Source organism: Rhizorhabdus histidinilytica (assembly GCF_900167915.1).
GTDB lineage: Bacteria > Pseudomonadota > Alphaproteobacteria > Sphingomonadales > Sphingomonadaceae > Rhizorhabdus > Rhizorhabdus histidinilytica.
The window spans coordinates 748,232-768,618 of sequence record NZ_FUYM01000001.1 but is presented as its reverse complement, the minus strand read 5'-3'; the positions used below and the strand labels follow the sequence as shown (position 1 = coordinate 768,618).

At 68.0% G+C, this 20,387-nt stretch carries 13 protein-coding genes; 6 read left to right on the top strand and 7 right to left on the bottom strand.

Annotation, left to right across the window (positions count from 1 at the left end; translation table 11 throughout):
* Nucleotides 1-190: 190 nt before the first annotated feature.
* From eno to B5X82_RS03730, 3 genes are read left to right on the top strand one after another with little or no spacing between them, the layout of a single operon-like run.
* The gene (gene eno / locus B5X82_RS03740; RefSeq protein ID WP_079646669.1) at nucleotides 191-1,474 is read left to right on the top strand and encodes a phosphopyruvate hydratase; all 1,284 of its coding nucleotides are present in this window, start codon (nucleotides 191-193) and stop codon (nucleotides 1,472-1,474) included.
* Between the two features lie 53 nt (nucleotides 1,475-1,527).
* Nucleotides 1,528-3,129: a bifunctional phosphoribosylaminoimidazolecarboxamide formyltransferase/IMP cyclohydrolase gene (gene purH, locus B5X82_RS03735; protein WP_079646668.1), complete on the top strand. Its 1,602-nt coding sequence runs from the start codon at nucleotides 1,528-1,530 to the stop codon at nucleotides 3,127-3,129.
* 55 nt (nucleotides 3,130-3,184) lie between these two features.
* On the top strand, nucleotides 3,185-4,852 hold the full coding sequence (locus B5X82_RS03730) for an MFS transporter (protein WP_079646667.1): 1,668 nt from the start codon (nucleotides 3,185-3,187) through the stop codon (nucleotides 4,850-4,852).
* A 4-nt stretch (nucleotides 4,853-4,856) separates the two neighbouring features.
* Here B5X82_RS03730 and B5X82_RS03725 read toward each other — a convergent pair whose 3' ends face one another.
* The 6 genes from B5X82_RS03725 to B5X82_RS03700 form a co-directional block, all read right to left on the bottom strand.
* Nucleotides 4,857-6,365, bottom strand: a complete 1,509-nt coding sequence (locus B5X82_RS03725; RefSeq protein ID WP_079646666.1) for a lipopolysaccharide biosynthesis protein — start codon at nucleotides 6,363-6,365, stop codon at nucleotides 4,857-4,859.
* A complete protein-coding gene (gene polA, locus B5X82_RS03720; RefSeq protein ID WP_079646665.1) occupies nucleotides 6,362-9,148 on the bottom strand; it encodes a DNA polymerase I in 2,787 nt (928 codons plus the stop codon). Before polA ends, B5X82_RS03725 begins: the two co-directional genes overlap by 4 nt.
* Before the next feature lie 66 nt (nucleotides 9,149-9,214).
* On the bottom strand, nucleotides 9,215-10,594 hold the full coding sequence (locus B5X82_RS03715) for an efflux transporter outer membrane subunit (RefSeq protein WP_079646664.1): 1,380 nt from the start codon (nucleotides 10,592-10,594) through the stop codon (nucleotides 9,215-9,217).
* On the bottom strand, nucleotides 10,594-11,586 hold the full coding sequence (locus B5X82_RS03710) for an HlyD family secretion protein (RefSeq protein WP_377266337.1): 993 nt from the start codon (nucleotides 11,584-11,586) through the stop codon (nucleotides 10,594-10,596). The genes B5X82_RS03715 and B5X82_RS03710 overlap by 1 nt, the downstream gene beginning before the upstream one ends.
* Before the next feature lie 89 nt (nucleotides 11,587-11,675).
* Nucleotides 11,676-13,331 carry an MFS transporter gene (locus tag B5X82_RS03705; RefSeq protein ID WP_235862585.1) on the bottom strand — a complete coding sequence of 552 codons (1,656 nt, stop codon included), beginning with the start codon at nucleotides 13,329-13,331 and terminating at the stop codon, nucleotides 11,676-11,678.
* Nucleotides 13,332-13,418: 87 nt separating this feature from the next.
* Nucleotides 13,419-15,203, bottom strand: coding sequence for a cation:proton antiporter domain-containing protein (locus B5X82_RS03700; protein ID WP_079646662.1), 1,785 nt, complete (start codon nucleotides 15,201-15,203; stop codon nucleotides 13,419-13,421).
* 124 nt (nucleotides 15,204-15,327) lie between these two features.
* Here B5X82_RS03700 and ybaL point away from each other — a divergent pair, with 124 nt between their 5' ends.
* On the top strand, nucleotides 15,328-16,956 hold the full coding sequence (ybaL, locus tag B5X82_RS03695) for a YbaL family putative K(+) efflux transporter (RefSeq protein WP_079646661.1): 1,629 nt from the start codon (nucleotides 15,328-15,330) through the stop codon (nucleotides 16,954-16,956).
* Nucleotides 16,957-16,975: 19 nt separating this feature from the next.
* Nucleotides 16,976-18,178 (top strand): FAD-dependent oxidoreductase, encoded by a 1,203-nt coding sequence (locus tag B5X82_RS03690; RefSeq protein WP_079646660.1) that lies wholly within the window; start codon nucleotides 16,976-16,978, stop codon nucleotides 18,176-18,178.
* Nucleotides 18,179-18,242: 64 nt separating this feature from the next.
* Here the strand turns inward: B5X82_RS03690 and B5X82_RS03685 are convergent, their stop codons facing one another.
* Nucleotides 18,243-19,463, bottom strand: coding sequence for an NADP-dependent isocitrate dehydrogenase (locus B5X82_RS03685; RefSeq protein WP_079646659.1), 1,221 nt, complete (start codon nucleotides 19,461-19,463; stop codon nucleotides 18,243-18,245).
* A 163-nt stretch (nucleotides 19,464-19,626) separates the two neighbouring features.
* Between B5X82_RS03685 and B5X82_RS03680 the strand changes: the two genes are divergently transcribed.
* The gene (locus tag B5X82_RS03680; RefSeq protein WP_079646713.1) at nucleotides 19,627-20,361 is read left to right on the top strand and encodes a phosphatidylserine decarboxylase; all 735 of its coding nucleotides are present in this window, start codon (nucleotides 19,627-19,629) and stop codon (nucleotides 20,359-20,361) included.
* The last annotated feature ends 26 nt before the right edge of the window (nucleotides 20,362-20,387 follow it).

Sequence of the window (20,387 nt, the reverse complement as noted above, 5' to 3'; positions counted from 1 at the left end):
GCCCAATCGTGACAATCTCACTCATCGTCCGTCTCCTCGCTCTTCAGCCGAGGCAGTCTGCCTCAGCCGGTGAGCGGGAGCCATCCACTCCATCGTTTACCAGACCCGAAACGACTTCAATATTTGCCTAACGCCGATCTCGCGGATAGAGCGCGCGCATCCCAAGGTCCATCAGCAAAGGTACGCGCCCATGACCGCCATCGTCGACGTCCATGCCCGCCAGATCATCGACAGCCGCGGCAATCCCACGGTCGAGGTCGACATCACGCTGGAGGACGGCAGCTTCGGCCGCGCGGCGGTTCCCTCGGGCGCGTCGACCGGCGCCTATGAGGCGGTCGAGAAGCGCGACGGCGACAAGAGCCGCTGGCTCGGCAAGGGCGTCCAGGAGGCGGTCGACGCCGTCAACGGCGAGATCGCCGACGCGATCATCGGCATGGAGGGCGAGGACCAGAGCGAGATCGACGCCCGCCTGATCGAGCTCGACGGCACCCCGAACAAGGGCCGGCTCGGCGCCAACGCCATCCTCGGCGCCAGCCTCTCGGTCGCCCGCGCGGCGGCCGAGGCCCGCGCGCTTCCGCTCTACCGCTATGTCGGCGGCGTCTCGGCGCAGGTCCTGCCGGTGCCGATGATGAACATCATCAACGGCGGCGCGCATGCCGACAACCCGATCGACTTCCAGGAATTCATGATCATGCCGGTCGGCGCGCCGACGCTGTTCGACGCCGTTCGCGCCGGATCGGAGATCTTCCACACGCTCAAGAAGGCGCTCCACGACAAGGGGCTGGCGACCGCGGTCGGCGACGAGGGTGGCTTCGCCCCGAACCTCGCCTCGGCCCCCGACGCGCTCGACTTCATCATGCAGTCGATCGAGAAGGCCGGCTACAAGCCCGGCGACGACGTCGTCCTCGCGCTCGACTGCGCCGCGACCGAGTTCTTCAAGGACGGCGTCTATGACTTTCACGGCGAAGGCGTGAAGCGCTCGCCGGCCGAGATGGCCGACTATCTGGCCGATCTCTGCGCACGCTACCCGATCGTCTCGATCGAGGATGGCATGGGTGAGGACGATTTCGAGGGCTGGAAGATCCTGACCGACAAGATCGGCGGCAAGGTCCAGCTCGTCGGCGACGACCTGTTCGTGACCAACCCAAAGCGGCTCGCCCAGGGCATCAAGGACGGCCTCGCCAACTCGCTGCTCGTCAAGGTCAACCAGATCGGTACGCTGTCGGAGACGCTCGAAGCGGTCAACATGGCGCAGCGTGCCGGCTACACCGCGGTCATGTCCCATCGCTCGGGCGAGACCGAGGATTCGACGATCGCCGACCTCGCCGTCGCCACCAACTGCGGCCAGATCAAGACGGGCAGCCTCGCCCGCTCTGACCGGCTCGCCAAGTACAACCAGCTCATCCGCATCGAGGAAGAGCTGGGCCCGGTCGCCGTCTATGCCGGCCGCAGCGCGATCAAGGCGCTCGGCTGAGAACCACGCCCCCCATTTCCCACGTCACCCCAGCCCCTCGACAGGATCGCATCATGAAGACCCCTACCACGCCCGCCCCCGACAAAGTCGCCATCAAGCGCGCTCTGCTGTCGGTCTCCGACAAGAGCGGGCTGGTCGAGCTGGGCCAGGCGCTGGCGGGGTGGGGCGTCGAGCTGGTCTCGACCGGCGGCACCGCCAAGGCGCTCCGCGACGCCGGGCTCGATGTGAAGGACATCTCCGATATCACCGGCTTCCCGGAGATGATGGACGGACGGGTCAAGACGCTGCATCCGATGGTTCATGGCGGCCTGCTCAGCGTCCGCGACGATCCCGAGCATGCCAAGGCGATGACCGACCATGGCATCGGCGCGATCGACCTGGTGGTGGTCAACCTCTATCCGTTCGCGCAGACCGTCGCCAAGGGCGCCGGTCGCGACGAGGTCATCGAGAATATCGACATCGGCGGTCCGTCGATGGTCCGCTCGGCGGCCAAGAACCATGCCTATGTGACGATCGCGACCGATCCGGCCGACTATGCCGAGATCATCGCCAGCGGCGGCACCACCGACTTCGCGCTGCGCAAGCGCTTCGCCGCCAAGGCATTTGCCGCGACCGCGACCTATGACGCGATGATCTCCTCCTGGTTCGCCCATGCCGACCAGGGACAATTCTTCCCGGAGGCGCTCTCGATCCCGGTCCGCAAGGCCGAGGAACTGCGCTATGGCGAGAACCCGCACCAGCAGGCGGCGCTCTACCTGCCGGTCGGGCCGACCGCACGTGGCATCGCCCAGGCGACCCAGGTCCAGGGCAAGGAACTGAGCTACAACAACTACAACGACGCCGACGCCGCGCTCGAGCTGGTCAGCGAGTTCCGCGACGGTCCGCCCACCGTCGTCATCGTCAAGCACGCCAATCCCTGCGGCGTCGCCAGCGCCGACACGCTGATCGAGGCCTATGAGGCGGCGCTCGCCTGCGACAGCGTCTCGGCCTTCGGCGGCATCATCGCGGTCAACCGGCCGCTCGACGGCAAGACCGCCGAGGCGATCAGCGGCATCTTCACCGAAGTCGTCGCCGCGCCCGACGCAGATGACGAGGCCAAGGCGGTGTTCGCGAAGAAGAAGAACCTCCGCCTGCTGCTGACCGGCGATCTGCCCGATCCGGCGCGTGCCGGCCTGACGATGAAGAGCATCGCCGGCGGCGTGCTGCTCCAGTCGCGCGACAATGGCCGGATCGGCCTTGAGGACCTCAAGGTGGTGACGAAGCGCGCGCCGACCGAGCAGGAGCTCAAGGACTGCCTGTTCGCCTGGACGGTCGCCAAGCACGTCAAGTCGAACGCGATCGTCTATGCCAAGGGCGGATCGACGGCCGGCGTCGGCGCCGGCCAGATGAACCGGCTCGAATCGGCGCGCATCGCCGCCTGGAAGGCGAAGGATGCCGCCGAGAAGGCGGGCTGGGCCACGCCGCGCACGATCGGCTCGGCGGTCGCCTCGGATGCCTTCTTCCCGTTCGCCGACGGCCTGCTGGCGGCGGTCGAGGCCGGGGCCACGGCGGTGATCCAGCCGGGCGGGTCGATCCGCGACGCCGAGGTGATCGCGGCCGCGGACGAAGCCGGGCTCGCGATGGTCTTCACGGGCATGCGCCATTTCCGGCATTGATCGCTGAGGGCGCTTCCGCATTAAGGAGCAGCAGGAAAGAGGAGGACGGGCTGGCATGGCCGATGGCGGCGGGGAAGCGGCAGGGCGGGTAGGGCCTTTCGATCCACTGCGCCACGGCCTTTTCCGCCGCATCTGGACGGCCAGCCTCTTCTCCAATTTCGGCCAGCTCATCCAGGGCGTCGGCGCGGCCTGGGCGATGACCCAGCTCACCGGGCGCGCCGACATGGTCGCGCTGGTCCAATCGGCGACCTTCGCGCCGCTGATGCTGCTGTCGCTGTTCGCCGGCGCGATCGCCGACAGCTACGACCGGCGCAAGATCGCCCTGACCGCGCTGTCGATCGCTCTGCTCGGCGCGCTCGGCCTCAGCCTCGTCACCGCGCTGGGCCTGCTGACGCCGGCATGGATCCTGTTCTTCTGCTTCGTCGTCGGCACCGGCACGGCGCTGTTCGGGCCCGCCTGGCAGAGCTCGGTGGGCGAGCAGGTGCCGCCGCGCGAGCTGGCGCAGGCGATCGCGCTCAACTCGATCAGCTACAATATCGCGCGCAGCTTCGGCCCCGCGATCGGCGGCCTGCTCGTCGCGCTGGCCGGCGTGCTCGCGGCCTTCGCCTTCAACGCGCTCGCCTATATCCCGCTGATCGTCGTCATGGTCTTCTGGCGCCGCCTGCCCGAAACCTCGCGGCTCCCGCCCGAGGCGCTCGGCCGCGCGGTGATCTCGGGTGCGCGCTATGTCGTCTATTCGCCGCCGATCCGGGCGGTGCTGGTGCGGACCCTGCTGATCGCCTTCGCGGGCGTCGCGGCGTCGGCGCTGATGCCGCTCGTCGCGCGCGAGCTGCTCAAGGGCGACGCCACCCTCTATGGCGTGCTGCTCGGCTGCTTCGGCGGCGGCGCGGTGCTTGGCGCGCTGTTCCTGACCCCGATCAAGGAACGGCTGTCGGACGAAGTCTCGGTCGGGCTCGCCAGTGCGCTGATGGGGTTGTGCATGATCGGCACCGGCCTCAGCCGCCACGGCCTACTCACCGGTCTGCTGGTGATGGGCGCGGGATCGGGGTGGATGATCTCGATGGCGCTGTGCAACATCAACATCCAGATGTCGTCGCCGCGCTGGGTGACGGGCCGCGCGCTGGCGGCCTGCGTGACGGCGGTCTGCGGCGGGATGACGATCGGCGGTTGGGCCTGGGGCCGGATCGCCGCGTCGGAGGGTACCGGCCTCGCGCTCGTCGCCTCGGGTACGGCGCTGATCCTGACGATCGCGGCCAGCCTGGTCTGGCGGATGCCGGCGGTCGAGGAGCAGCGCGACCGCGATACGCCGCTCAGCGAGCCGGAAACCAATCTCGACCTCAACGGGCGCAGCGGCCCGATCGTCGTCACCATCGAGTATCGCGTGCCGCTCGACCAGGCGCGCGACTTCTACACCGCAATGATGCCGGTCGAGGCGATTCGTCACCGCACCGGGGGCTATGGCTGGTCGATCTCGCGCGACGTCGGCGATCCCGAATTGTGGACCGAGCGCTACCACACCCCGACCTGGCACGATTATCTACGCCAGCGCAGCCGCCTGACCGTCGCCGATCTCGACACCTGGCAGAAGGCGATCGATTTCCACCGCGACGCGGATCCGATCCGCGTCCGCCGCAAGCTGGAACGCCCCTATGGCTCGGTCCGCTGGCGCGAGGACGTGCCCGACCGCGGCGTCATCGTCCCGCTGCCGTCGCCGGGAAGCTGAGGGATCAGGCCTCCTTGAGGCGGAACAAGGTGCGGTCCTCGCTGGTGAAACCGAAGCGCCAGATGATCGCCCCGAACACCAGCAGGATCGCCGGGATGCCGAACAGCAGCTCGATCCATTCGGGCAGCCGCGTCGCCAGATAGCCGACGACGCCCGCCGCCAACGCCGCCCAGACAAGCGGCCAGCGCCAGCCCGAGACCGGCGCGCCGAGCAGTCTCGACAACAGCTTCGCCTTCATGATCGAGGCGATGCCGAGCGCCATCGCCAGCGCGATCGCGGGGCCCGCCGCCTGCCACAGCACGGGCAGGGCGAACTGGTCGCGCATGATCATCACGATCGCGAAGCTCAGCATGATCTGTATGCCGATCATGCCCATTGATATCCACAGGTTCAGGTGCCGCGCGACGTAGATCAGCGCTGCTTCGGACACCGCCGCGGTCGCGGCGACCACCTCGGCGATCAGCAGGAAGGCGAGGGCGGTGTTGCCGGCGACGAAATTGGGCCCGACCAGGCCCATCACGCCTTCACCGGGAATGCCCAGCGCCAGGCCGACCGCGGTCTGCGCGGCGATGATCCAGAAGCCGACCTGCGCGACCTGCTTCGCCACCGCCAGCCGGTTGCCGGCTTCGAGGTTGCGGGTGATCACCGGGCCGAGGATCGGATCGAAGCTGGTCTTGAGCTTCTGCGGCAGCGAGGCAACCTGCTGCGCGACATAGTAGATGCCGACGATCACCGGCGAGAAGAACAGGCCGAGGATGGCGATGTCGAGGCGGCGCGATCCCCATTCGATCGCGTCGGCGGCGGCCAGCGGCACGTTGCGGCGGGCGAGCATGAACAGCACCACCGGGCGCGGGCGCCAGCCGTGCGGCCAGCCGAAGCTCTTGAGCAGCGGCCAGATCGATGCGGCCAGCGCTGCGACCATCGAGACGACATAGGCGATGATCAGGCCGTCGCGCAGCGAATAGAAGGCAAGCGCGAAGGCGGCGATGCTGATCGTCCAGGGCTCGATGATCGATCGTGCCCGCACCGTCGCGCCGATGTCGAGCCGATAGGCGAGCGCGGCAAGGGCGATGTCGGACCAGGCGAGCGCGAAGATAGTCAGCGGCAGCAGCCATTCGAGCCCGTTGATCCCGCTGTTCGGGAACATGAGCTGGGGCACCATGCCGAGCACCGTCGCCGCGACCGTCGAAGCGATCGCGCCCATCAGAAGCGCGTCCCAAACGACATGGACATGGGGTCGGTCGGTCGCCGAGAGCTGCTCGGCAAGGCCGCGCTTGAGGCCCAGCGTCGCCAGCGTCGCGACGAACTCGACGATGATCACCGCATAGGCGAATCGGCCCAGCGCCTCCGCACCGTACCAGCGGCCGGCGATGAACAGGAAGGGTAGGCGCGCGGCGAGGCGCAGCAGGAAGCCGAAGAAATTGGTGCGGCCGCCCTTGGCGAGCGCCTTGATGTCATCCCCCTCCTTCAGCGTGTCGGCGGTCGGCGGGGCGGTTTCGGGGGCAAGGCTCAATGCGCGGCGCCCCAGCTCGGCCCCGTGCCGATCTCGACGCCGAGCGGCACCGACAGCTGCACGATCGGCTCGGCCGCGCCCGCCATCACCGCGCGGATCACCGTCGATGCCGGTTCGACCTGCTCGGGCGCCAGTTCGAACACCAGTTCGTCGTGGACCTGGAGCAGCATCCTGACGTCGCCCAATCCCGCCGCGGCGAGCGCGGGGTTCATCCGCACCATCGCGCGCTTGATGATGTCGGCGGAGGTGCCCTGGATCGGGGCGTTGATCGCCTGGCGCTCGGCGGACTGGCGTTCGCCCTGCTTGGCGCTCCTGATCCACGGCAGATGGGTCTTGCGGCCGAACAGCGTCGACACATAGCCCTGGTCGCGAACCTGGCCGAGGGTCGCGGCGATATAGTGGTTGATGCCGGGGAAGCGGGAGAAATAGCGGTCGATCATGCCCTGCGCTTCCTCGCGCGACACCTCCAGGCGCCCGGCGAGGCCCCAGGCGGAGATGCCGTAGAGGATCGAGAAGTTGATCGTCTTGGCGCGCGCGCGGGTGTCGCGGTTGACCTCGCCGAACACCTCCTGCGCGGTCAGTGCGTGGATGTCCTCGCCGCGTGCGAAGGCGTCCTTCAGCGCCGGCACGTCCGCCATGTGCGCCGCCAGCCGCAGCTCGATCTGCGAATAGTCGGCCGACAGGATGACCTTGCCCGGTTCGGCGACGAAGGCGTCGCGGATGCGACGGCCATGGTCGCTGCGGATCGGAATGTTCTGGAGGTTGGGATCGGTCGAGGACAGCCGGCCGGTCTGCGCGACCGCCATCGAGAAACAGGTGTGGACCCGGCCCGTCGCCGGGTTGATCTGCTGCTGGAGCGCGTCGGTATAGGTCGAGCGCAGCTTGGTGAGCTGTCGCCAGTCGAGCACCAGCCGTGCGATCGCCACGCCGTCGCTGGCGAGTCGTTCCAACTCGGTGACGTCGGTCGAATAGACTCCGGTCTTGCCCTTGCGGCCGCCCTTCAGCCCCATCTTGTCGAACAGGATGTCGCCGAGTTGCTTAGGGCTGCCGACCGTGAACGGCGTCCCCGCCTCGGCATGGATCGCGGCCTCCAATCGGGTTGCCTCGCCCGAGAATTCGGCGGACAGCCGAGCCAGCTCCTCGCGGTCGACCTTGATGCCGGCGCGCTCCATGCCCGCCAGCACCGGCACCAGCGGCCGGTCGATCAGCTCGTAGACGCGGGTCGCCGCCTCGGGGGCGAGCCGCCCCTTGAGGAGCTGCCACAGGCGCAGCGTGACGTCGGCGTCCTCGGCCGCATATTCGGTCGCGCGGTCGAGCGTCACCTTGTCGAAGCTGATCTGGCTCTTGCCCGTGCCGCACACCGTCTTGAACTCGATGCAGGCATGGTCGAGATGGCGTTGCGCCAGTTCATCCATGCCATGGCCGCCGAGCCCGGCGTCGAGGTCATAGGACAGCAGCATCGTGTCGTCATAGGGCGCGACGTCGATGCCGTACTTGCTCAGCACGACCATGTCATATTTGATGTTCTGGCCGATCTTCAGGACGTGCGCGGCTTCGAGCAGCGGCTTGAGCCGCGCCAGCGCCGCGTCCATCGCGATCTGTTTGGGCGTCTCCGACAACAGCCCGTCGCCGATATGGGCGAGCGGGATGTAGCAGGCCTTGCCCGGCGCAGTGGACAGGCTGACGCCGACCAGGTTGGCACGGACCGGATCGACATTGTCGGTCTCGGTATCGACCGCGATCCGGCCGCAAGCGAAACCCTCGGCGATCCAGCGGTCGAGTGCCGCCTCGTCGACGACGGTCTCGTAATCCTTGTGGTTGAACGGCACCTGCGCGATCACCGGCGCCGGTTTCTCCTCGGCACCCGGGGCAAGCGCCAGCATCGTCGGGCCGCCGCTCGGCAGGGTGGCGGGGCCGTCGCCCTGGACCTTGGCGAGCAGCGACTTGAAGCCCTGATCCTCGAGGAAGGCCCGCAGCGGCTCGGGCGGGAGGCCCTTCAGCTCGAGCGCGTCGAGCGGCTCGGGCAGTGGCGCGTCGCATTTCAGGCGGACGAGCTCACGCGACAGCCGGGCATTGTCGGCATGGTCGATCAGCGACTGCTTGAGCTTGGGCTTGGTGATCTGGTCGGTCCCAGCCAGCACCGCGTCGAGATTGCCGAACTGCTGGATCAGCTGGCTCGCGGTCTTGGGGCCGATGCCGGGGACGCCGGGCACATTGTCGACGCTGTCGCCCATCAGCGCCAGCACATCGCCCAGCGCCTCGGGCTCGACGCCGAATTTCTCCAGCACATGCTCGCGGCCGAGGCGGCGGTTGTTCATCGTGTCGAGCAGGTCGAGGCCCGGCCGGATGAGCTGCATCAAGTCCTTGTCGGACGAGACGATCGTGACCTGCCAGTCCTGCGCCAGCGCGGCTTCGGCATAGCAGGCGATGATGTCGTCGGCTTCCAGCCCCAGCTCCTCGATGCAGGGGACCGAGAAGGCCCGCACCGCATCGCGGATCAGCGGGAATTGCGGCACCAGGTCCTCGGGCGGCGGCGGCCGGTGCGCCTTGTACTGGTCGTACATCTCGTTGCGGAAGGTTTTCGACGAGGCATCGAGAATCACCGCGAGGTGAGTCGGGCCATCGGTCTGGTGCAGCTCGTTGATCAGCTTCCACAGCATCGTCGTGAAGCCGTAGACGGCCCCCGCCGGGATTCCATGGCGGTTGGTGAGCGGCGGCAGGCGATGATAGGCCCGGAAAATATAGCCGGAGCCGTCGACCAGGTAGAGATGCTTGGATGACATGCCGGGGTGGATAGCAGGCGTCGGGGCAGGGGGGAACATGCCAACGTGCCCCAGCCCGATTCCCGATCAGGGCTGGCCGGATTCCCCGTCCGCCGCGCTCCAGCCTCCCCCCAGCGCCTGGTAGAGCTGGATTCGCGCGGCGAAGCCGTCGCTCTGCAGCTGGGCGAGGTTGAGTTCGGCGGCGAGCAGCTGACGCTGTGCGTCGAGCTGTTCGAGATAGGGCGAATAGCCCTCGCGATAGCGGTTGGTCGCCAGCCGGAGCGCCTCGGCGAGCGTGTCGCGCTGGTGGATCGCGAGCGCGGTCTGCTCCTCGATCCGCCGCACCGACGCCAGCGCGTCCTCGACCTCGCGGAAGCCGGTCAGCACCGCCTTGCGATAGGCAAAGGCGGCCTGGTCGCGCTGCCCGGCGGCCGCCTCGGCCTGCGCGGTCAGCCGCCCGCCCTGGAAGATCGGCGCGAGGATGCTGCCACCGAGTTGCCAGAGGGTGAGCGGGTCGTCGAGCAGGCTGGAGAAGGCCGCGCCGGCGGTAGCCGACAGCCGGAGCTGGGGCAGGAAGCGCTTGCGCGCGACCGCGAGCGAGCTGTCGGCGGCGGCGAGCTGGCGTTCGGCCTGCGCGATGTCGGGACGACGCCGCAGCAGTTCGGACGGCAGGCCGCCGGCGAGCGGCGGCTGTGCGAGCGTGGCAAGCGTCGCGCCCCGGCCGACCGCCTGAGGCGTGTCGCCGGTCAGCAGGTTCAGGCCGTGCTCGGTCCGCGCGACGGCGAGTTCGATCTGCGGCACGATCGCGGCGGTCGCGTCATATTCGGCCTGCGCCTGCTGCAGTTCGAGCTTCGGCGAATAGCCGTTCGAAACGCGCGAGCGGGCGATCCGAAGCGAGGTCTCGCGTGCCGCCAGCGTGCGGCGGGCGATATCGAGCCGGGTGTCGAGCCCGAGCAGCGCGACATAGCTGCTCGCGGTGGCCGAGGCGATGGCGAGGCGGACCGCATCGCGGGCAGCCTCGCTCGCCAGATAGGCGTTGCGCGCCGCCGACCGCTGGTCGGCGAGGCGGCCGAACAGGTCGATCTCATAGGCAGCCTGGAGCTGGGGTTGCGCGGCGTTCTGCACCTCCGACGTGCCGAAGGCGCTGATGCTGCGCGACCGGGCGCCTGTCAGGCTGGCGTCGAGCGTCGGGAGCAGCGTCGCGCGCGCGGCGGCCAGATTGGCGCGCGCCTCGCGCACCCGTCCTGCGGCGATGCCGATGTCGCTGTTGTTGACGAGCGCGCGATCGACCAGCGCGGTGAGCGCCGGATCGCCGAAGCCGGCCCACCAATCGCGCTCGACCGCCGACAGCGGGGCGGCTGTCCGCCAGGCGGCAGGCGCGTCGACCGCGGGTACCGCCACCGGCTTCACCTGGCCGGCTGCGCACCCGCCGAGCAACAGGGGCAGGAGCAGGCCAGAGCGCCGCATCAGAGCGACCCGCTCGTGTGGATCTTCGCCTCGACCGACATGCCCGGGCGCAGCCGGCGGGCGAGCTCCTGCCCCGGGTCGATACGAATGCGAACGGAGATGCGCTGCGCCACCTTGACGAAGTTGCCGGTCGCATTGTCGGGCTTGAGCACGGCGAATTCGGATCCGGCGGCAGGGGCGATATTCTCCACATGGCCGGTCAGCTTCGCGCCGCCCAGCGCATCGACCTTGAAACTGGCGCCCTGGCCGACCCGCATGTCCCGGGTCTGCGCCTCCTTGAAATTGGCCACCACCCAGACGTCGTGCGGCACGAGGAACATGAGTTGGGTGCCCGCTGTGACGAAGGCGCCGCTGCGCACCCCGATTTCCGAGAGCTGCCCGGCGACCGGCGCGCGGATCACGGTGTTGTCGAGATCGATCCGGGCGAGGCGGAGCTGGGCGCGGGCTCCTTCGACCGCAGCGGTCAGCCCACCACGCCCGACCAGCACGGTGCGGACGTCCTGGGTGCCGATCGCGCGGGCGGCCTCGGCCTGGCGGACCCCGGCCTGCGCGGCGAGAAGCGCCGCGCGGGTCTGGTCGCGCTCGCGGGCCGATATCGATCCGTCGGCGATCAGCGCGTCGGCGCGGCGCATGTCGGCCTCCGCCCGGACGAGCTGGGCGCGGGCGTTGGCGATCGCGGCGTCCTGGCTCGCGGTCGCCACCTCGCGCGAGCGCTGCGCCTGGGTCGAGTTGGCGAGCGAGGCCTGTTGCGCGGCGAGGTTGGCTTCCGCCTGCGCCACCCGCGCGCGGTAGATGCGGTCGTCGATCGTCGCGAGGATCTGCCCCGCTTTCACCTCGGCGAAGTCCTGGACGGGTACGCTGATGACATAGCCACTGACCTGCGGGCTGATGATCGTCACCCGGCCGCGCACATAGGCGTTGTCGGTCCGCTCGGAGAAGCCGGCGAAGGGCGGCAGCTGCCACGCATAGAGGACGGCGAGGATCGCAACCACGGCGATCGCGACGATCGCGATCGTGACGCTTCGGCTGCGCGGCGGCGGCGCCGGGGGCGGTTTCGGTAGCGGGATCGCGGTCGCTCATCTCATTTCCCCTGCGCCATGCGCCGTTGCAGTTCGAGGACAGGCGAGACTTCCCCGCGCCGGCGCATCGACAGACGGATGCCGTAGCTCCAGATCACGGTCGCGACGGCGAGGATGCCGATCAGCAGGAAGACGTCGTTATAGGCGAGGATGTTCGCTTCCCGCGCGACCGAGCGGGCGAGCAGCGCCGCACCCTGGGCACCCTGGAGGACCGGATCCCCGATCACCCCGCCGACCGAACGGGCCCCGGCGCCGATCCGCGCCGCGACCTGCGGGTCGCTCATCACGATCGACTGGACCAGCTCGTGCGAATGATATTTCTCGCGGATCACCTGGAAGGTACCGAGCAGCGCCGATCCGACGAGCCCGCCGATGCTCTGGCTGAGGCTGAACAGCACGATGAAGCTGATGAAGTGCTTGGTCCCCGCCAGCAGGGTGCGGGCGATGCCGATGACGATCGCCTGCGCCATGAACAGGAGCGAGGCGAAGCCGATGATCGCCTGGCTCAGGTAGAAGCTCGACGGGCGGGTGAGGTTGGTCGTGTCGGCGTCCAGGAACGATCCGATCGCGATCAGGATCACCGCGATCGTCAGCGGTCGCGCGACATTGGCGGGCTTGAAGGTCAGCACCGCCGTGGCCATGCCGGCGATCGAGGCGACGATGATGACGAGGTTGAGCGTCACCATCTGGTCGTTGAGCATGCCCAGCGTGGTGAGCAACCCGACCGATCCGAACGCCTGTTCGTACAGCAGGATGCGGATCGAAGAGGCCACCGCGATCAGCCTCACCATCTCCCGCGTGCCGAGCCAGCGGGTGTTGATCAGCGGATTGACGCGATGATGCTCGACGACCAGCGCGGCGGCGATCAGCGCGATGCTGCCGGCCAGCGACCAGCCGATCCAGGCGCGCTCCGCCCACCATTGGATGCGGCCCTCGCTCAGCACGGCGACGAGCAGCCACAGTCCGGGCGCGAGCAGGGCGAAGGTCAGGAAATCAAGCTTCTCGAAGGCATGGACCCGTTCGCTCGGCGGCAGCGGCAGCGCCATGACGGCGGCGAGCGTGGCCAGCGTCATTCCCAGCTCGAACCAGTAGAGCATGTGCCAGTCGCCCCAGATCAGCAGGCCCGGAGAGAGCACGCGCGCCAGCGGGGTGGCGAGCTGCGGGATGCTGATGCCGATCATGATCCCGGCGAGCCGCTTCGGCGCCGACATGCCCTGCGACAGGTAGAGCACGGTCAGGGTGCTGAGGCCGCTTCCCGCGATCCCGCTCGCCGCGCGGACGGCGACCGAGGTCCAGAAGTCGTGCACCAGCAGATGCGCGATCGTGCTCACCGCATAGGCGGCGAGCATGTAGCGGATGAACATCTGCAGCCCGAATTGCTGGCGGAACTTCACCAGCAGCAGGTTCGCGGTGACGTTGGTCATGAAATAGGCGGCGGTCAGCCAGGTCGCCTCGTCGCTGTTGAGGCCGAGGGTCCCCTGCGCGAAGTTCAGGTTCACCGTCACCAGCGCGTTGCCGAGCCCGCCGGTCACCCCGATCAGGCAACCGATCGCGAAATAGCCGATCCGACGGCGCGAGGGATGGTCGGGATTGGCGGGCGAACCGGGGAGTGTCGGCCGTTCATGCGGCTTGAACACATAATCTGCGGAATCGGCCATCTGGCTCCCCGAAAGGAACACCCCCTGCAGGGATTATCCCGGCACCCGCGCCGCTGCAACAGCGCGATGGGGGAGGCTGTCCGGAATCTACTCCTGCTCCGGGATGGCGTCGCGCAGCCGACGGCGGCCGAAGGCAGGTTCGCGGTCGATCTGGCCCAGCTCCATGATCTTGGCGCGCAATTCCGCGCGCTTCTCGTGGATCGATGCGATCACCGGTCCCATCGGCACGGCGAGGTCGACCAGCACCGCCTCCGAGAGTTGCAACGAGGATTCGAGCGTTTCGGGCACCGCGTCGGTGGCGCCGGCGCGATAGAGTTCCGCCGCATGGTTCGGATCGCGGGCGCGGGCGACGATCGTCAGCTCGGGATAGTTCTGCCGGGCGAGCCGGGTGATGCGGACGACCTGCACCGGATCGTCCATCGTCAGGATGAGCGCGGTCGATCGGGACAGGTCGAGATGGTCGAGCATGCCCGGCTTGGCGACGTCTCCGTACATCGCCTTGTAGCCGCGCCGACGGGCGGCGATCACCGTGTCGATGTCGGCGTCGACGGCGATATAGGGCTTGTTGTGCGCGTCGAGCATCTGCGCGACGAGCCGCCCGACACGGCCGAAGCCGGCGATGATCGCGCGCGCCTCGATCGTGTCCGACAGGTCCGGATCGGCGGCGGTCTCGCGTTCGTCGACCCGCCGGGCGATATCGTGTCCGACCTTGGCGAGGATCGGCGTGATCGTCAGGCCGATCGCGGTCACAACCTGCCAGAAGCCGGCGGTGCCGGGATCGATCAGCCGCGCCTGGGCCGCGGTCGCGAGGACGATCAGCGTGGTTTCCGAGGGGGAGGACATCAACAGGCCGGTCTCGGCCGCGACCGCCCGCTTAGCGCCCCAGAAGCGCAGCAGGAAGGCGGTGACCAGCGCCTTGGTCGCGACGATCGCCGCGACCGCGAGCGCGACGCTGTCCCAGTTTTCGAGGATCATCAGCGGATCGACCGACATGCCCACCGTGATCAGGAAGATCCCGAGTGCCAGCCCCTTGAACGGCGCGGTGACCAGGTCGACCTCGGCATGATAGTCGGTCTCGGCGATCAGCAGGCCGGCGACCAGCGCGCCGACGATCGGCGACAGGCCGACCGCAGTGGTTGCGATGCTGGCGAGGATGACGACAAGCAGGCTTGCCGACAGGAACAGCTCGGGATTCTTGGCGCGTGCGGCTTGTGCGAACAGGCGAGGCAGGATCAGCCGCCCGCCGATCATCATCACCGCGATCACGCCGATCCCGGAGGCGACCGTGAACAGCAGTCCGTCCCATCCCTCGGTCTCGCCATAGGGCGCCATCGCGCCGAGGATGAACACGATCGGGACCAGCGCGAGATCCTCGAACAGGAGGATGCCGAAGGCGCGTTGGCCGACCGCGCCGCTCGTCCCGACCATCGGCAGCACCAGCGCGGTGGACGAGAGGGCGAGGGCGAGGCCGAGGCCGAGCGAACCATTGGGCGTCTGGCCGAACAGCCAGAGACCGCCACCGATCAGCAGTGCGGACAGCAGCAGCTTCGAGGAGCCCAGTCCGAACACCGTTCGCCGCAGACCCCATAATCGCTTGAAGCTCAGCTCAAGGCCGATCGAGAACAGCAGCAGGACGATGCCGAACTCGGCGAAGGGCTCGATCGAGCGCGGATTGCCGATCGTCACATGATAGAGCCAGGGGACCTCCTCGATCAGCCGGCCCAGGCCATTAGGGCCCACCAGCATGCCGACCAGGATGAAGCCGATGACGGGTGTGATGCGGAAGCGGGCGAACGCGGGGATGACGAGGCCCGCAGTGCCCAGGACGACGAGCGAATCGCTGAAAGCCGCGGAATGAATGGGTAGCGCCATACGTCGATCATTGCGGATGATGGCCGACCTGAACACCCTGCGGAGAAATTTCCTTTCCTCAAGGCCCCGACTCCATCATTAAACGACGATCACGACCATCTCATAGGAAGGGAGATCCCGCCGCGTGCCCCACGCGACACCGCTCATCGCAACCATCGTCGGCGGGCTCACGCTCGCTTTCATCTTCGGCGCAGTCGCCCAGCGGCTCCGCATCCCACCCCTGGTCGGCTATCTGATGGCCGGCGTCGCGGCGGGCCCCTTCACCCCGGGCTATGTCGCGGATCAGCATCTCGCCAACGAACTCGCCGAACTCGGCGTCATCCTGCTGATGTTCGGCGTCGGCCTGCATTTCTCGGTGCGCGACCTGATGGCCGTGCGCAAGATCGCGATCCCCGGAGCCGTCACGCAGATCGCGGTGGCGACCTTGATGGGCATGGGCCTCGCGGCGCTGCTGGGGTGGAGCCTGGCGGGCGGCATCGTCTTCGGCCTGGCGCTGTCGGTCGCGAGCACGGTGGTGCTGTTGCGCGCGTTGCAGGAGCGCAAGATCCTCGACACCGAGCGCGGCAAGATCGCGGTGGGCTGGCTGATCGTCGAGGATCTGGCGATGGTGCTCGCGCTCGTGCTGTTGCCCGCACTGGCGCAGGGCGGAGGCGGCAGCAGCAGCGCGATCGGGGCCGTCCTCGCGCTGACGGTCGGCAAGGTCATCGCCTTCATCGCCTTCATGATGATCGTCGGCCGGCGGGTGATCCCCTGGGCGCTGCACTATGTCGCCCATACCGGTTCGCGCGAGCTGTTCCGGCTCGCGGTGCTCGCGATCGCGCTCGGCGTCGCGTTCGGCGCGGCGATGCTGTTCGGCGTGTCCTTCGCGCTAGGCGCCTTCTTCGCGGGCATGATCCTCGCCGAATCGCCGCTCAGCCAGCGCGCCGCCAACGAGACGCTGCCGCTGCGCGACGCCTTCGCGGTGCTGTTCTTCGTCTCGGTCGGCATGTTGTTCAATCCGCATGTCGTGACCGACGAGCCGCTGCCGCTGCTCGGCACGGTCGCGATCATCATCGTCGGCAAGTCGGTCGCGGCGCTGGCGATCGTCATGGCGTTCCGCCACTCCGCTGCAACTGCGCTCACCATCGCGGCCAGCCTGGCGCAGATCGGCGAATTCTCGTTCATCCTCGCGACGATGGGGCATGAGCTGAAGCTGATCCCCGCCGTGGCGCGCGACCTGATCCTGGCCGGGGCGATCATCTCGATCCTGCTCAATCCGCTGATCTTCGCGATCGTCGGGCGCTATGGCCGCAAATGGCTGCCCGAAAAAGCAGCGGAGGAGACCGAGACGCCTCCGCCGTCGCCGCGCGGGCACGTCGTGCTGATCGGCTATGGCCGGGTCGGGTCGCTGGTCGGCAGCAAGCTGCTGGAGGCGGGCGAACGAGTGACGATCATCGAGGCGCAGCCCGACGCGACCGGCTTGCCCGAGCATCCCAACGCGACCGTGCTGATCGGCAATGCCTGCGAGGCGGACCCGCTCGACCAGGCCCGGCTCGAAAAGGCGCGGCTGCTCTGCATCGCCATCGCCGAGGGCTTCGAGGTCGGCCAGATCGTCGAACGCGCGCGCAAGGCCAATCCGGAGATCCGGATCATCGCCCGCGCGCAGGACGAGGCCGAGGTCGAGCATTTCTCGAAGATGGGCGCCGACGTGGCAATCACCGGCGAGCGCGAAATCGCCCGATCCATGGTAGACTACGCCTTCAAGCCGCGCTGAGCGGAAGAGGAGGGCGCCGATGGGAAGCAGGCTGGTCGTCGCGGGCGGTGGGCCCGCCGGGATGATGGCCGGCCTGTTGTTCGCGCGGGCCGGCGTCGAGACGCTGGTCGTCGAGAAGCACGCCGATTTCCTACGCGATTTCCGCGGCGATACCGTCCATCCTTCGACGATCGAATTGTTCGACGAGCTCGGCCTCGCCGAGGCGCTGCTGACGCGCGAGCATGATGTGGTCACCGACGTCTCGGCATTGGTCGGCGGAAAGCGCTATCGGGTGGCCGATCTCACCCATCTGCCGGTCCGCCACAAATTCATGATGATGATGCCGCAATGGCATTTCCTCGACTTCGTGCGCGACGCGGCGAGCCGCTGGCCGGCCTTCGCGCTGCGCATGGAGAGCGAGGTCGTCGGGCTGACCGAGACGGGCGGGCGCGTGGACGGCGTGCGCCTCGCCGGCGGCGAGACGATCTCCGCCAACCTGGTGATCGCCGCCGACGGGCGCGGCTCGATCCTGCGCGAGGCGGCGGGGCTTCCCCGCAAGGACCTCGGCGCGCCGATCGACGTCTTCTGGTTCCGGGTGCCCAAGCCGCGCACGCCGCACAACGAGACGATGGGCCGCTTCGCGCCGGGCACGGTGATCGCGATGATCGACCGGGGCGACTATTGGCAATGCGCCTTCGTCTTCGCCAAGGGCGGCGCCGACCGCATCCGCGCCGAGGGGCTCGACGCCTTCCGGACGCGGGTCGCGCTCGCGGAGCCGGGGATCGCGGGAAACCTTGATGCGATCGCCTCCTGGGACGACGTCAAGCTGCTGTCGGTGTCGCTCGACCGGCTGATCCGCTGGCACCGGCCGGGCCTGCTGGCGATCGGCGACGCCGCCCATGCCATGTCGCCGGTCGGTGGGGTGGGGATCAACCTGGCGATCCAGGACGCGGTGGCGGCCGCGAACATCCTCGCCGGGCCGATGGCACAAGGCGCGCCGGTCGACGGCCTGCTCGGCAAGGTCCAGGCGCGGCGGATGCTGCCGGTCCGGGTGATCCAGGCGTTGCAGCGCGCGGTCCATGCCGGCGTGCTCGGTCCGACGCTCGACGCGACCGCGCAGATGGAGGCGCCGTTCGCGCTGCGGATGCTCGGGCGCTGTCCGCGGCTCCAGAGGATACCGGCCCGGATCCTCGGGCTGGGCGTCCGGCGCGAACATGTCCGGTCGCCGGTGGCTAATGTATAGATGAAAAAAAGAAAAGGGCGCCATTCCAGTGGAATGACGCCCCAATCTCAGAAAGTGCCGGAGCTTACTTCCAGTTCGCCATCTCGGCTTCGAGGTTGACGCGGATCTGCTCGAAGAACTGCTCGGTGGTCATCCAGGGCTGGTCCGGGCCGATCAGGATCGCGAGGTCCTTGGTCATGCCGCCCTTCTCGACGGTCTCGACGCAGACGCGTTCGAGCGTCTCGGCGAACTTGACCACGTCGGGCGTACCGTCGAACTTGCCACGGAACTGCAGGCCTTGCGTCCAGGCGAAGATCGAGGCGATCGGGTTGGTCGAGGTCGCCTTGCCCGCCTGATGCATGCGATAGTGGCGGGTGACGGTGCCATGCGCCGCCTCGGCCTCGATCGTCTTGCCGTCCGGCGACATCAGCACCGAGGTCATCAGGCCGAGCGAGCCGAAGCCCTGCGCGACGGTGTCCGACTGAACGTCACCGTCGTAATTCTTGCAGGCCCAGACGAACTTGCCGCTCCACTTGAGCGCCGAGGCGACCATGTCGTCGATCAGGCGATGTTCGTAGACGATGTTGCGGGCCTTGAACTGATCGGCGAATTCGGCGTCGAACACTTCCTGGAACAGATCCTTGAAGCGGCCGTCATAGGCCTTGAGGATGGTGTTCTTGGTCGAGAGGTAGAGCGGCCATCCACGGTCGACCGCATAGTTCATGCTGGCGCGGGCGAAGTCGCGGATCGACTCGTCGAGATTGTACATGCCCATCGCGACGCCGGCTGACGGATATTGGAAGACCTCGTGCTCGATGGTCTCGCCATTGTCGCCTTCCCAGACCATGCGGAGCTTGCCGGGGCCGGGGACGAGGAAGTCGGTGGCGCGATACTGGTCGCCGAACGCGTGACGGCCGACGACGATCGGATCGGTCCAGCCCGGGACCAGCCTGGGGACGTTCTTGATCACGATCGGCTCACGGAAAACGACGCCGCCCAGGATGTTGCGGATCGTGCCGTTGGGCGACTTCCACATCTTCTTGAGGTTGAATTCCTCGACGCGGGCTTCGTCCGGGGTGATCGTCGCGCACTTCACGCCGACGCCGTACTTCTGGATCGCCTTGGCGCTGTCGATGGTGATCTGGTCGTTGGTCTCGTCGCGCTTCTCGACGGAGAGGTCGTAATATTCCAGGCCGATGTCGAGATAGGGGAGGATCAGGCGCTCGCGAATCCACTGCCAGATGATCCGCGTCATTTCATCGCCGTCGAGCTCGACGACGGGAGTTTTCACCTTGATCTTCGCCATGCTTTTCTATCTCCGGGGAGGAAAGTTCCGGCCGTCCCTATGCCAGCAAACCGGCAGGATCAACCATTGCTGCCCCAATTATTCGCAAGCGCGGCCGGAAAAGCGGAACCCGGAGGTCGCCGGGATGATTGTCAGCCCCATCCGGCATCCCTACACTGCAGCGATGACATCCCTAGACAAACCCGACATCGGAACGACCTCGGTCAAATGGCGCTGGCCCAGCGTCCATCCCGAAGGCCGCAAATTCGTCCTGCTCTCGGCGGTGATCTGCCTGATCTTCGCGCTGCTGGCATGGGAGACGCTCGCCTGGCCGATGGCCGGCATCACCATCTGGGTGGCCGCCTTCTTCCGCGACCCCGTACGCAGCACCCCGACCGGCGAGGGGCTGGTGATCGCACCCGCCGACGGGCTGGTGACGATGATCACCACCGTGCCGCCGCCGCGCGAGCTGGCCGGCGAGGACGGGCTGGGCGATGCGCCGATGACGCGCGTGTCGATCTTCATGTCGGTGTTCGACGTCCACATCAACCGCACCCCTATCCCGGGCACGATCAAGCGCATCGCCTATATCGCCGGCAGCTTCCTCAACGCCGACCTCGACAAGGCGAGCGAAGAGAATGAGCGCCAGCATTTCCTGGTCGAGGGCGCCGACGGCACCCGCATCGGCTTCACCCAGATCGCCGGCCTCGTCGCCCGCCGCATCGTTCCCTTCGTCAAGGTGGGCGACGTCGTCGGCCTCGGCCAGCGCGTCGGCCTGATCCGCTTCGGCAGCCGGGTCGACGTCTATCTGCCGGCCGGTACCGGCCACCGCGTCGTACTCGGCCAGCGGACTATCGCCGGGGAGACGGTGATCGCCAGGCTCGGCGAGGCCGATCGCAGCATCGGCGCGGCACAATGATGCTCCGCATGCTGCCGGACGGGGCT

Coding starts and splice junctions, on each gene's coding strand:
- eno (WP_079646669.1), top strand. CDS start 191: ATGACCGCCATCGTCGACGTCCATGCCCGCCAGATCATCGACAGCCGC.
- purH (WP_079646668.1), top strand. CDS start 1,528: ATGAAGACCCCTACCACGCCCGCCCCCGACAAAGTCGCCATCAAGCGC.
- B5X82_RS03730 (WP_079646667.1), top strand. CDS start 3,185: ATGGCCGATGGCGGCGGGGAAGCGGCAGGGCGGGTAGGGCCTTTCGAT.
- polA (WP_079646665.1), bottom strand. CDS start 9,148: ATGTCATCCAAGCATCTCTACCTGGTCGACGGCTCCGGCTATATTTTC.
- B5X82_RS03715 (WP_079646664.1), bottom strand. CDS start 10,594: ATGCGGCGCTCTGGCCTGCTCCTGCCCCTGTTGCTCGGCGGGTGCGCA.
- B5X82_RS03705 (WP_235862585.1), bottom strand. CDS start 13,331: ATGGCCGATTCCGCAGATTATGTGTTCAAGCCGCATGAACGGCCGACA.
- B5X82_RS03700 (WP_079646662.1), bottom strand. CDS start 15,203: ATGGCGCTACCCATTCATTCCGCGGCTTTCAGCGATTCGCTCGTCGTC.
- B5X82_RS03690 (WP_079646660.1), top strand. CDS start 16,976: ATGGGAAGCAGGCTGGTCGTCGCGGGCGGTGGGCCCGCCGGGATGATG.
- B5X82_RS03685 (WP_079646659.1), bottom strand. CDS start 19,463: ATGGCGAAGATCAAGGTGAAAACTCCCGTCGTCGAGCTCGACGGCGAT.
- B5X82_RS03680 (WP_079646713.1), top strand. CDS start 19,627: ATGACATCCCTAGACAAACCCGACATCGGAACGACCTCGGTCAAATGG.